The organism is Labrys sp. ALF-8 (assembly GCF_059699065.1).
Genome location: NZ_AP048538.1, coordinates 1,124,777 through 1,137,657, shown reverse-complemented (window position 1 = coordinate 1,137,657; position 12,881 = coordinate 1,124,777). Strand labels below are relative to the sequence as shown.

General features: G+C 62.9%; 9 protein-coding genes. 5 read left to right on the top strand and 4 right to left on the bottom strand.

Going from position 1 to position 12,881, the window contains the following annotated elements; translation table 11 throughout:
* Positions 1 to 53: 53 nt before the first annotated feature.
* Positions 54 to 2,780 carry an Rne/Rng family ribonuclease gene (locus AC6H34_RS25185; protein ID WP_497541281.1) on the bottom strand — a complete coding sequence of 909 codons (2,727 nt, stop codon included), beginning with the start codon at positions 2,778 to 2,780 and terminating at the stop codon, positions 54 to 56.
* A gap of 717 nt (positions 2,781 to 3,497) precedes the next feature.
* Here AC6H34_RS25185 and AC6H34_RS25180 point away from each other — a divergent pair.
* The 4 genes from AC6H34_RS25180 to AC6H34_RS25165 all read left to right on the top strand — a co-directional run bounded on the left by AC6H34_RS25180 (position 3,498) and on the right by AC6H34_RS25165 (position 9,691).
* Positions 3,498 to 4,796 (top strand): N-acetylmuramoyl-L-alanine amidase, encoded by a 1,299-nt coding sequence (locus AC6H34_RS25180; RefSeq protein ID WP_497540614.1) that lies wholly within the window; start codon positions 3,498 to 3,500, stop codon positions 4,794 to 4,796.
* A 200-nt stretch (positions 4,797 to 4,996) separates the two neighbouring features.
* A complete protein-coding gene (locus tag AC6H34_RS25175; protein ID WP_497540613.1) occupies positions 4,997 to 7,453 on the top strand; it encodes a penicillin-binding protein 1A in 2,457 nt (818 codons plus the stop codon).
* A gap of 143 nt (positions 7,454 to 7,596) precedes the next feature.
* Positions 7,597 to 8,728, top strand: a protein-coding gene (prfB, locus tag AC6H34_RS25170; protein ID WP_497540612.1) for a peptide chain release factor 2 whose coding sequence is annotated in 2 segments (ribosomal slippage) — positions 7,597 to 7,665 and positions 7,667 to 8,728 — 1,131 coding nt in all. Because the reading frame shifts where the segments join, the coding sequence is not laid out codon by codon here.
* Between the two features lie 180 nt (positions 8,729 to 8,908).
* The gene (locus AC6H34_RS25165; protein ID WP_448147683.1) at positions 8,909 to 9,691 is read left to right on the top strand and encodes an inositol monophosphatase family protein; all 783 of its coding nucleotides are present in this window, start codon (positions 8,909 to 8,911) and stop codon (positions 9,689 to 9,691) included.
* Between the two features lie 22 nt (positions 9,692 to 9,713).
* Here AC6H34_RS25165 and AC6H34_RS25160 read toward each other — a convergent pair whose 3' ends face one another.
* The 3 genes from AC6H34_RS25160 to AC6H34_RS25150 form a co-directional block, all read right to left on the bottom strand.
* Complete coding sequence (locus tag AC6H34_RS25160) at positions 9,714 to 10,280, bottom strand: dual specificity protein phosphatase family protein (protein WP_497540611.1); 567 nt, start codon at positions 10,278 to 10,280, stop codon at positions 9,714 to 9,716.
* 156 nt (positions 10,281 to 10,436) lie between these two features.
* On the bottom strand, positions 10,437 to 11,768 hold the full coding sequence (locus AC6H34_RS25155; protein WP_497540610.1) for an ATP-binding protein: 1,332 nt from the start codon (positions 11,766 to 11,768) through the stop codon (positions 10,437 to 10,439).
* On the bottom strand, positions 11,765 to 12,433 hold the full coding sequence (locus AC6H34_RS25150; RefSeq protein ID WP_448147680.1) for a response regulator: 669 nt from the start codon (positions 12,431 to 12,433) through the stop codon (positions 11,765 to 11,767). The genes AC6H34_RS25155 and AC6H34_RS25150 overlap by 4 nt, the downstream gene beginning before the upstream one ends.
* Before the next feature lie 190 nt (positions 12,434 to 12,623).
* On the opposite strand from AC6H34_RS25150, the gene AC6H34_RS25145 reads away from it, so the two are divergent.
* Positions 12,624 to 12,869: a hypothetical protein gene (locus tag AC6H34_RS25145; RefSeq protein ID WP_448147679.1), complete on the top strand. Its 246-nt coding sequence runs from the start codon at positions 12,624 to 12,626 to the stop codon at positions 12,867 to 12,869.
* The last annotated feature ends 12 nt before the right edge of the window (positions 12,870 to 12,881 follow it).

Genomic DNA, 12,881 nt, shown 5'->3' with positions numbered 1-12,881 from the left:
GAACGCCGCACTGGGGAACAGCGCGGCGTTCATGATGCGGGCCCGTCAGCCCCTTATTTCTTGGACCACCAGCCAGCTCTCTTTGGCTTCGCGGGATCCACGGCGTCGACATAGACATAGGCCGACGGGTTGGAGATAGCGGCCTCGCGGACCGTGGGGGACGCAGCCTCCTCGGGCACAGGCTCGGGCTCGGGCGCTGCGGCCACGGATTCCGGGAGAGGAGCCGGCTCGGGCGAAGTCTCCGGAGCAGGAGCGCTTTCGGCGGCGGGAGCAATCTCGGGAGCAGGGGCACTCTCCGGGGCAGGAGCGCTTTCGGCTTCCGTAGTGATCGGCACCTGTTTGCGGCCGCGACGCTTGGGCTTGGCGGGCTTCTCCTCGGCAATTTCCACCGGTGCGGCTTCGACCACCGGGACGGCAGCCTCCACATCGGCCGTGACGACCTCGGGTGCAGGAGATTCCGCGGCTTCTGCCGCAGGTGCGGCCTCGTCCTCGGCTCCCCGGCGACCGCCACGGCGTCCCCGGCGACGGCGCTTGCCGGAGTCGGCCTTCTCTTCCTCGGCGGCGGCGATTTCGGCTTCGGCGACAGGCACCGGCTCGGCTTCGCCGACTTCCGTCGGCTCGACGGCCGCTTCCTCCACCTCTTCGTCTCCGCTGGCCTCCTCGCTCGGGCCGGCTGCGATCTGCCCATCGGTCTCGGCATTGCCGTTGCCGCGCCGCCGGCGCCGGCGCCGGCGGCGCTTGCGGCCGCCATCACCACCATCGCCTTCGCTCTCGGCGCGCTGATGATGCTGCTTGCGGCCGCCCTGCGCGACCTCGGCCTCCTCCTCGTCCTCCTCGATCTCGACTTCCTCGACTTCGACGACCTCGTCGGCGGGCGGGAAGGAGTCGACCTGGACGGTCGTCACGGCCGGCCTGGCTTCCTGGGGCGTGGCGAGGTCGCCGCGCTCGATCAGGTAATTCTGGCTACCGACGATGGTTTCATCCGCGCTCACGGTGATCTGCACGCCAAAGCGGGCTTCCAGCGCGTAGAGATGTCCACGCTTGTGGTTGAGCACGTAGAGTGCGGTCGCGGTGCGGGTGCGGAGCACAAGGTTGTGCGTGGCGCTCTTGAGGAGCTGGTCTTCCAGGGCACGCAGGATGTGCAGAGCCACGGAGGTCACAGATCGGACATGGCCGCTGCCGCCGCAATGCGGGCAGACTTCCGTGGAGGATTCGAGCACGCCGGTGCGGATGCGCTGGCGGGACATCTCCATCAATCCGAAATGCGAGATGCGGCCCACCTGGATGCGCGCGCGATCGTTCTTCAGACAATCCTTGAGCTTGCGCTCGACCGTGCGGTTGTTGCGGCTCTCGTCCATATCGATGAAGTCGATGACGATGAGGCCGGCAAGGTCTCGCAGGCGCAGCTGGCGTGATACTTCCTCCGCCGCTTCCAGATTGGTCTTGAGAGCGGTGTCCTCGATATTGTGCTCGCGGGTGGCGCGGCCGGAGTTCACGTCGATCGAGACCAGCGCCTCGGTCTGGTTGATGACGATGTAGCCGCCGGACTTCAGGCTGACCGTCGGCGAGAACATCGCGTCGAGCTGTGCTTCCACGCCGAAGCGCTGGAAGAGCGGAGCCGCCTCCCGGTAGGCCTGCACATTCTTGGCATGGCTCGGCATGAGCATGCGCATGAAGTCCTTGGCCTCGCGGTAGCCTTCATCACCCGCGACGATGACCTCGTCGATATCCTTGTTGTAGAGGTCTCGGATCGAACGCTTGATCAGCGATCCCTCCTCATAGACGAGGGTCGGGGCGGCCGACTTCAAGGTGAGGTCGCGGACGTTTTCCCACAGCCGCAGCAGATACTCGAAGTCGCGCTTGATCTCGACCTTGGTGCGGGAGGCGCCTGCCGTGCGGAGGATGACGCCCATTCCATCCGGCACGTCCAACTCTCCGGCCACGGCCTTCAGGCGCTTGCGGTCGACCGCATTCGTGATCTTGCGTGAAATGCCGCCGCCACGAGCGGTGTTCGGCATCAGCACGGAATAACGGCCTGCGAGCGAAAGATAGGTGGTGAGGGCGGCGCCCTTGTTGCCACGCTCCTCCTTGACGACCTGGACGAGCAGAACCTGGCGGCGCTTGATCACCTCCTGGATCTTGTACTGCTTGCGGGTGCGCACGACGCGCTCGGGGATATCGTCGGCCACATCGCCGCCGCCAAGGGCCTCGACATGCTCCTCGTCGCTGCCGGAGCCGACTTCAACGATGCCACCGGATCCGCCTTCCTCGCCGCCGGTGTCCTCGCCGCCACTGCTTTCCTGGCCAGGCTCTTCGTCCGGAGCCTCGGTCTCGGGAGCAGGTGTCGAGACGGTGGCATCGGTCTCTGCTGCGTCGGCGGCCTCGGTGCGGTTCTGGTTACGATTGCGGCCGCGGCGACGGTCGCGTCCACGTCGGCTCTCACCGCCGCCATTACCGCTGCCGCCCTCGTCCTCGTCGTCCTCGTCGCGATGCGAGCGCTGTTCCTCCGCCAGGAGAGCGAGGCGATCGGCGACCGGAATCTGGTAGTAGTCCGGGTGGATTTCGGAGAAGGCGAGGAAACCGTGGCGGTTGCCGCCATATTCGACAAAGGCAGCCTGGAGCGAGGGTTCAACCCGGGTAACCTTGGCAAGATAGATGTTGCCGCGCAGTTGCTTGCGGTTCGCTGCCTCGAAATCAAACTCTTCGACGCGATTGCCGCGGACCACCACGACCCGGGTTTCTTCCGGGTGGGCGGCATCGATCAACATTTTGTTGGCCATTATTATTTTCTCTCTGGCAAGCGCGGCCATGGACATCCGATCGGCTGCCGGCACTCTCGGCCGGTGCAGCCATGCCGATGAGGCGGGCGCTTGTTCTGTTGGCGGGGACAAGTCTCGATGAAGGGCGACTGGTATGTCCCGACGGCGAAAGCGACAGTGTCCGGGCAATCCCGCAGGGGAGTGCACGCTGTTTCACTTCGTTACGTCCGGGGGATGCTATTTTCTGCATCGCTCCATCACCGGGTTCGGGTCGCAAGAGGGGTCTTGCGAGGGCGCTCCCGATCGATGGGCAGGACGGAATATCCAACTGGCGCTCGCGCCAACCCGGATCGCAAGGCGATCCGCACACCACCGGTGATTCTCCTTATCCTCTGAGGACACATCAGCAGCCGGATGACTATCGGCTAGGCCGGCACCGCATACGATCGTTGCACCTATGTTGTGCAACCGGTCTGCAGGGGCCCTTCTGATGCTCGAATTCGGCATGGTCGGAGAACCATTCGAGAGCGAAAATTGTTTTATCGAGTTCTTGTTCGATTTGGCAAGGATTTCCGTAGCCTGTTGCAGGAAGGACACGGATTTGCAGAGATGGCGTTAACACAAGAGACACGCTTATCGTCGATCATCATTGTTTCGCCACTTCGGCGCGGATATGTGCACGGCTGACGAAAAGGGCAAGCCTTCGGGCCGGCCCGAACCATGGAGATGACGGCTCGGATGAGGCTCGTCGCCACGATAGCCCTAATGCTGGCTGCCGCCGTGTCCTGGCACGGGGCCTGCGCCGCCCCGACTGGGCCTGCGCCGACTCCGGCCCAGTCGGCGGACCCGGCCTCGCCGCCCCAGGCCGGAGCGCTCACTGCCAGCGACGCCCGCCTTGCCGGCGATGAGAAGCGGACCCGCCTGATCGTCGATCTCAACGGTCCGACCGACAAGCTGAACTTCCGCGTCTTCGTCCTGGCAGACCCCTATCGCGTTGTGGTGGACCTTCCGCAGATCGAGTTCAATATCTCGCCCGAGAACGGCAAGAACGGCCGCGGCCTGGTCAGCGCCTATCGTTTCGGATTGATCGCGCAGGGCAAGTCACGCATCGTCATGGACCTGACGGGACCTGTTTCCGTGGACAAGTCCTTCCTCCTCGATGCGATCGACAACCAGCCGGCGCGCCTCGTGATCGATCTCGTCAAGGTCGACCGCTCGGCTTTTCTGCGGACGGTGGCTGCCCAGAAGGCGTCCGACATGACGGCAACGCCGCCCCCTCCACAATTGCCGGAGACGTTGCTCCCGGAAGTTCAATCCGGTCTGCCCATCGTCGTCGTCGATCCTGGCCATGGGGGCATCGACGCGGGCGCGACCTCGCCCACCGGCGAGCAGGAGAAGACCATCGTCCTGGAGTTCGCCAGGAAACTGGCCGAGAAGATCAATGCAACCGGACGCTACCGGGCGGTGCTGACCCGGGAAGGCGATACGTTCATCACATTGTCGGGGCGCATCGAGTTCGCCCGTGCCAATCGCGCTTCGCTCTTCGTTTCCATCCACGCCGATACGCTGCATGATCCGTTCGGGGTGAGGGGCGCGACGATCTACACGCTTTCGGACAAGGCTTCGGACGCCGAGTCGGCTCGTTATGCCGAGAAGGAGAACAAGGCCGACGCCATCGCGGGCGTGGACCTGACAGCGGAACCCGGCGATGTGGCCGATATTCTGATCGACCTGACGCGACGGGAAACCAAGACCTTCTCCAACCGTTTCGCCAAGGTGCTGATAGACGAGTTCCAGGCCGCCGCCACGCTCAACAAGAATCCCCATCGCTCTGCGGGTTTCATGGTGCTGACGGCGCCGGATATTCCCTCCGTCCTGCTCGAACTCGGTTATCTATCGAGCCGGGATGACGTGAAGCTTCTCACGTCCGACGACTGGCGAAATCGCGCCACAGATGCTGTCGTGGCGGCCGTGGATGCGTTTTTTGCCCAGCGCCGCCAGAACCATCCATCCGTTTCCAACGCGGCGGCGCCCTGACATCCTTAATGATATGTTGCGGCCGGGCCGCAGTTTCTCCACAAACGACCTGCAAAAGCGTAGATGTGCCCCTGCCGCCCTTGGGTTCGGTTGCCCGGACATGGTAGAGAAGGGATGAGAGCGCCCTTGCGCGCAGGTGGAACAAGGCCTCGCCCCGGCCAGCCACGAATGGGGACGATATTGCCGATGAAAGCGTTGTAATGAGACTTCTGGTTCGATTCCTTGGATTTTTGTTCACAACGGCATCGATGTTGTTCCTCGTGGGCGGCTCTTTTGTCGCCCTCTACGTATGGGCCAATACCCGCGACCTTCCCGATACCGCCGCGCTCAAGGATTACGAACCGCCGGTGATGACGCGCGTGCACGCGGGCGATGGTACGCTCCTGGCCGAATATGCGCGCCAGCGGCGCCTCTATCTGCCTATTGAGGTCGTGCCGCCGCTGGTGATTCACTCCTTCATGTCCGCCGAAGACAATGATTTCTACAATCATGTCGGCATCGATCCCAAGGGCGTGCTGCGCGCCACGCTGTCCAATCTCAGCCATCACGGCCGCCGCCCCCAGGGCGCATCGACCATTACCCAGCAGGTGGCCAAGAATTTCTTCCTGGCGCCGGACCAGAGCTATGTCCGCAAGATCAAGGAAGCGATCCTCGCCCTTCGCATCGAGCAGACCTATTCGAAGGACAAGATCCTCGAGCTCTACCTTAACGAGATCTATCTCGGCATGGGCAATTACGGCATTGCGGCCGCTGCCCTGAACTATTTCGACAAATCGGTCGACGAACTGACGATCGCCCAGGCTGCCTATCTGGCGGCCTTGCCGAAGGGGCCGAACAACTACAATCCTCTCACCAAGCATGATGCCGCCATCGAGCGCCGCAATTGGGTGATCGGCCAGATGGTCGAGAACGGCTACATCAGCAAGGAAGACGGGCGGAAGGCGCAGTCCGAGCCACTTGCCATCAATCCGCGCATGGTGAATGGCGCACAAAGCTATGCCGCCAACTACTTCACCGAGGAAGTTCGACGCGAGATCGCCGAACGGTATGGCGAGGACAAGCTGTACGAGGGCGGCCTTTCGGTGCGTACCACGCTGGATCCCAAGCTGCAGCGCGAAGCCCGCGCCGCCATGGTCGAGGGCCTGGTACGCTTCGACGAGCGTGGCGGCTATCGGGGACCGGTGAAGAATGTCGACCTCGGTGAGGATTGGGGCCTGATCCTCGGGGCCGAAAAGCGCTTGAGCGATATCGCGCCCTGGCAACTCGCCATAGTCCTCGAATCCGGCGACGCTTCCGCTCGCATCGGCCTGCAGCCGTCGCTCGACCGCTCCGGCAGTGTTTCGCCGGAACGTCCCACCGGTACCGTCGATCTCGACGGCGTCAAATGGGCGCGATGGGCCAGCGGCCCGTTGCGGGGTAAGGCGGTGGGCAAGGTCAGCCAGGTGCTCAAGCCAGGCGACATCATCTATGTCGAGCCGAAGGCCGACGGCGACTATCGGCTGCGCCAGATTCCCGAGATTTCTGGTGCCATGGTGGTGATGGACCCCTATACCGGCCGTGTGCTGGCCATGGTCGGCGGCTTCTCCTACGACCAGTCGGAATTCAACCGGGCAACCCAGGCTCAGCGTCAGCCAGGCTCGTCCTTCAAGCCGTTCGTCTACGCGGCGGCTCTCGACAGCGGCTACACGCCCGCGACCCTGGTGAACGATGCGCCGGTCGAGGTAAACCAGGGCAACGGCCAGGACACCTGGAGGCCGGAGAACTACGGCGGGAAATTCTATGGGCCGGCGACCCTGCGTTTCGGCATCGAGTATTCCCGAAACGTCATGACCGTCCGCCTCGCTCAGGATATGGGCATGCCGCTCGTTGCCGAATACGCTCGTCGTTTCGGTATCTATGACGACCTGCCGCCCTATCTTTCCATGGCTCTCGGCGCGGGCGGCACCACCGTGATGCGCATGGTCGCCGGCTACAGCATGCTCGACAACGGCGGGCGCCTGATCAAGCCGACCTTGATCGACCGCATCCAGGATCGCTGGGGCCACACCATCTACAAGCATGACGAACGGGTCTGCCAGGGCTGCAACGCCGATAGCTGGAATGGTCAGGACGAGCCCAAGCTCGTCAATAATGCCGAGCAGGTCTTGGATCCGATGACGGCCTACCAGGTCACTTCGATGCTGGAGGGCGTCATCCAACACGGCACGGCGCAGATGCTGAAAGCGCTCAATCGCCCGCTTGCCGGCAAGACAGGCACCACCAACGACGAGAAGGATGCCTGGTTCGTCGGCTTCTCGCCGGACCTCGTCTGCGGCCTCTATGTAGGCTATGACGTCCCGCGCCATATCGGCAATGGCATCACCGGCGGCAGCCTGGCCGGCCCCATTTTCGGGGCCTTCATGAAGCAGGCGCTTGCTGACCAGGCGCCCGTGCCGTTCCGCGTGCCGCCCGGCATCAAGCTCATCCGCATCGACCGCAAGTCCGGTATGCGCAGCGGGGGCGGTGGCCCCAGCACCATCCTCGAGGCCTTCAAGCCCGGCACCGCGCCGTCTGACAATTACTCCGTCATCGGCTCTGGCGGGGGCTACAACGGCGGGCCGCAGGCCGGGGGGGGCGGCGGTGGAGCGGTCTCTGCCGGGACCGGCGATCTCTACTGAATGCCGCATGGCGGCCGGCGAGAATTCGCCGGCGTGGCGGCGGAGCGGGAGTGAGCTCCGCACTGGGGAAGATTCACCCTTTCGCTCACTCGATGGCTTGCCTATATGGAGCCCGGCTAAACAATCAACCGGACGATTCACTCATGCGCGCTGAAATCCTGTCCCTCTCGGACGACATCAAGCAGTCTGCCGGACTGCTGAGGAGGCATCTTTGACTGGGATACGTCCTACGCCCGCCTCCAGGAACTGAACCACCTCTCCGAGCAGCCCGACTTCTGGAACGACGCCGAGAAGGCGCAGAAGCTGATGCGTGAGCGCACCGATCTCGACGATCGGCTGTCGGCACTCGTGCGCATCGAAAAGGACCTCGACGAGACTCTCGAACTTGCCGAACTCGGCGAGGCCGATGGAGATGAATCCATCGTCGACGAGGCCCAGGCCGCCCTCGCCGACCTCAAGAAGGAAGTCATCGAACGTCAGTTCGACGCCCTCTTCTCGGGTGAGGCCGACACCAACGACACCTATATCGAAATCAACTCCGGCGCCGGCGGCACAGAGAGCCAGGATTGGGCCAATATGCTGTTGCGCATGTATACGCGCTGGGGCGAAAGGCACCGCTTCAAGGTCGAGTTGATCGACTTCACCGACGGCGAAACCGCGGGCATCAAGTCTGCGACCATCCTGGTCAAGGGCGACAAGGCCTATGGCTGGGCCAAGGTGGAATCTGGCGTGCACCGCCTCGTGCGCATCTCGCCCTATGACTCGAACGCGCGCCGGCACACGTCCTTCGCCAGCGTCTGGGTCTATCCGGTGATCGACGACAGCATCAATATCGAGATCAACGAGTCCGATTGCCGCATCGACACCTATCGCGCCTCGGGCGCCGGCGGCCAGCACGTCAACCGGACGGACTCGGCCGTGCGCATCACCCACATGCCTTCGGGCATCGTGGTGGCCTGCCAGCAGGACCGCTCGCAGCACAAGAACCGGGCGACCGCCTGGGCCATGCTGAAGGCTCGTCTCTACGAGGCGGAACTGAAGAAGCGCGAGGAAGCGGCGATGGCGACCCACGCCGGCAAGACCGACATCGGCTGGGGCCATCAGATCCGTTCCTACGTCCTGCAACCCTACCAGATGGTGAAGGATACCCGAACCGGCTACACCTCCGGCACACCGGGAGACGTCCTGGACGGCGACCTCGATGATTTCATGAAGTCAGCCCTGGCCCAGCGTGTCTACGGCGGCGGACCGGATGCCGTTGAGGATATCGACTGACTCCTGCCGGCGGCCGATGCCGCCGGCACCACATAGCTCCAGGCCAGGTCTTCTCCTGATCCGAGCGGGAATGTCGCAGGCTTGGCGGTATCGTGGAAATGAGGATACAAGGACACGACTCTTCCTTACGACATTCGTCGTAGATTTCCGAATTATCGAAAATTCAAAGGATTATAGAGCGTGTCTGATCCAATCTATCAGCGTTATTCCTTCGCCCACGGCCTCATCAAGGAGGCCGGGCTCCTGGCGCTCGGATATTTCAATGAACTCGGCTCCCTCACGGTCAAGAGCAAGGGCGTCCAGGATGTCGTCAGCGAAGCAGACCTGCAGACAGAGTTGCTGATCAAGAAGCGCATAGCCGAGACCTATCCGGAAGACGCTTTCTTTGGGGAAGAGACGGGGCCCAGCGGCATCGAGAGCAGGCGCGGCATCTGGGTAGTCGATCCGATAGACGGGACACAGCCTTTTCTGAGCGGAATCTCCTGCTGGTGCGTCTCGATAGCCTTCGTCTATGACGGTGAGCTTCAGTTCGGCCTCGTTTACGCGCCGAAGGACGACGAGCTTTTCGCCGGTGGACTGCAGGCACCCGCGACCCTCAATGGCAAACCTATCGAGTTGCAGAAGGGTACCCAGCTGACCGAGGGCGTGGTGAGCCTGGGCTACAACAACAGGATCCAACCCGACACCCTGCTTGCAACCCTGGAGCGTCTTCTCAAGGCGGGCGGCATGTTCCAGCGTAACGGTTCTGGAGCGTTGTCCCTGTGCTACGTCGCTTGCGGGCGCTTGCTGGGCTATGTCGAAAGCCACATCAATTCGTGGGATTGCCTCGGAGCCATCGCCGTCATCCGCGCTGCCGGCGGGCGGACCAACGATTTTCTCGCCAATGACGGCCTGGCGCAAGGCAACGCCATAGTCGCGGGCAATGCTGGAATCTACCCGGCGGTCGAGGCGCTCCTGGCCTGACGGTGCAGAAGGCGCCCGCGCCTCAGGAGTCCTTGAAGCCGAGCCATGGCTCGAGGGCCTCGAATGTGCGATCCATCGCGTAGTAGGCGCTGAGGGGCGACGAGATGTGACCGTAGCGGATGGAAAGCTGCCGCTCGGCCGTTTCCTCGTCGGTCTTGCTGACCGCGGCCAGATAAAGGGCCGAGGCGAGGCCGCTGCGATCCGCTCCCGATTCACAATGGACCAGAATCGGCTTTTGCGCCGTCCGGAAGATATCCACGAGCGTCCGCGCCTGTTCCTGCGTGAGTTCCCGCTTCGCCGACATCGGAAAATCGACATGGGTTATGCCGAACACCTTGGATGCGGCGACCTCGGAATCGTACCAGGGCGTTCCGGGGTTGCTGCCTCGAAGGTTGATGATCGTTCTGATCTGGTAGCGGTTGGCATAGGAGGCGATTTCGCGCGCATCGGGTTGGGCCGAGCGATAGAGTTCTCCCGCGCGCACCTCGTTGAAATTGTTGTTGAGCACGACGTCTGCCGCATAGCCGCCGACGGCGGTCAGCGCCAGCAATCCAAGCCCCGCAATGCCATAGAGCCAGTTTCTGCTCATGGGCGCGCAAGCCCGCGGCCAACATGCCACACGGAACGGTGTGTAATGTGAAGAGAAAACATGGCCATGACGCAACTCGGTCCCGAGGCGCGTCGGATGAGGAGATTCCGATCCTGCGCCGCAGAATGTCCCTAAGTTGCGAGAATTAGAGGCAAATTAGAGCGGCGACGGCGGGCGGTTGGCCAGTGGCATGCGCAGCTCCGCGATGAGGCCCGTCCGATCCTGCCGATTGCGCAGAATGAGGGTCATCCCGTGCCGTTCGGCGATGGAACGGGCAATGGCAAGACCGAGGCCGCTACCTTCGACCTCCTGTCCCGCTACCCGGTAGAAACGCTCGAAGACTCTCTCGATCATCGGCTCGGGAATCCCCGGCCCTTCATCCTGGATCAGCACGCGGATTGCGCCGCCGTCCTGCAGCACTCGGATATCGACCGCGCCGCCTTCCGGCGAATGACGCACGGCATTGTCGACGAGGTTCGAAATCAGGACCCTGAGTTCGCTCGGCGTCGTTTCGACGGGAGGGAGTTCGTCTGCTTCCAGCTTCAGTCTTGTGCCACGGCTCTGGGCGAGGGGAGCGATGGCGGAAATACACTCCCGCGCGAGCATGGTGACATCGGTTGGTTCCGGCGGCGCGGGCAATGCTTCCGCGTCATAGCGGGCCAGCTTCAGGAGTTGCTGCACCAGGGAGGATGCCCTGTTGATACCCAGGTCCACCTCGTCCAGTCGTTCGCTCAGCGCGCGTGTATTGGCGATGCTGCGGACATTGCCGATCTGCAGCTTCAGCGCGGCAAGCGGCGTGCGAAGCTCATGGGCGGCATCGGAAACGAAGCGCCGCTGGCGCTCCATCGAAGCCTGCAGCCGGAAGAGAAGATCGTTGATGGCCCGGATAAAGGGCGCCAGCTCGCGCGGCACATCCTCGAGCGCGATAGGCTCCCTGCTGGTGACCTGCCGCCGGGCGACGTCGCCGGCCAGCCTGTCCAGGCGGCGGCTGAGGCGATCGACCACTAGGCCGAGCAGGAGCCAGGACAGCGGGATGAGGATGACGATTGGTACTGCCGTCCGCATGGCGGCGTAATTGGCGAGTTCGTGGCGCACGTCAAGGCGTTGAGAAACCTGGACGGTGCGCTGAGGATCGACGTCGGCATAGGTTCTCCAGCCCCTGCTGGGCATGTCCACGTCCATGAAACCCGTCTCCGCCCTTCGAGGAATTTCGATCGCAGGGTTGGAGGAGCGGGGTGCCATGTCCCCCGGGAACCAGATCTGAACGAGGTAATTCTCCTCATTCTCATAGGAAGGACTGTTGGGACTGGGGAGAACCTCGCGTGGAGGGTTCTGGCCGATGTAGTGGGCAATCTGGCGCAACTGGTTGTCGAGCAGGATGTCCGTCTGGCGCGCGGCCAGCACATAGGAAGTGACCGTGGTGACGATGCCGATCAGCAGCAGCAGCAGCGAGAGCCATATGAACGCCGTGCGGCGCAGCGATATCATCGCGCTGCCTTGTCGATCATCCAGCCTACGCCCCGCATGTTAAGTATGATGTCCTTGCCGAATTTGCGACGAATATAATGGATCAGCACGTCGATCGCATTGCTCTCGACTTCCTCTCCCCAGCCATAGAGCTGTTCCTCCAGCTGCGCCCGCGAAAAGACGGCGCCCGGCCGCTCCATGAGGGTCCGCACGAGAGCGAATTCCTTGGCCGGCAGGACATGGCTGACATCCCGGTACGTCATCCGGTGGCTGTTGAGATCCAGCGTGATCTCACCATTCTTGAGATCGGATACCGCCCGTCCTCCATGACGCCGGCGCATCACGGCCCGCATGCGGGCCAGCAGCTCTCGCATCTCGAAAGGTTTCACGAGATAGTCGTCGGCCCCGAGGTCCAGACCATCGACACGCCCGTCCAGATCGTCGCGCGCCGAAATGATCACGGCAGGCACTTCCTCTCCCCGACTGCGAAGGTTGCGCAGGAGGTCGAAGCCGCTGCGCCCGGGCAAGCCGATGTCGAGCAGGACGAGCGCGTAGTTGTGCGTGGCAAGGGCATGTTCTGCGTCATTGGCGTTCCGGACCCAGTCAGGCGTCATCGCCTCGTCCGCCAAGGCCGTATGCAGGGCTTTACCGATCATCGGATCGTCTTCGACGATCAGGACACGCATCGAACTTGTCTTCCTCCCAGTGGTGCTGGAATAATCCTCCCGCACCCTAGAGGGTGAGAATTAGATCAGAATGAGGATTTCTCGTCCGCTAAGACAATCCGGTCAAGCCCGAAAACCCACTCTCGCCACGCTCCTAAGGCACCCCTAAGTCAGCTCGAGTATGAAAACAGGGCACTGCAGGAGCGCTCGCATGGAACCGGGACGTGAAACGATCAGATCTGTGGCCTTCGCCATTGGCCTTGTTGGCCTGGCACTGAGCATCGGCCTCTTCCTCGCCGATTTGCGGTCCATGCATCTCGCCATGGCCTTGCGCGTGCTGGCGCCAGCAATTCTTCAGGCCTTCGCCCTCTTCCTTTTTCGTGAGAGCTTCTCGCTCAAGCGCCCGGCTGCCGACAAGCCTGCGGCCGGCTCCGCTCATCTGCCCCGCGTCGGATAAACGGGCAGGGCC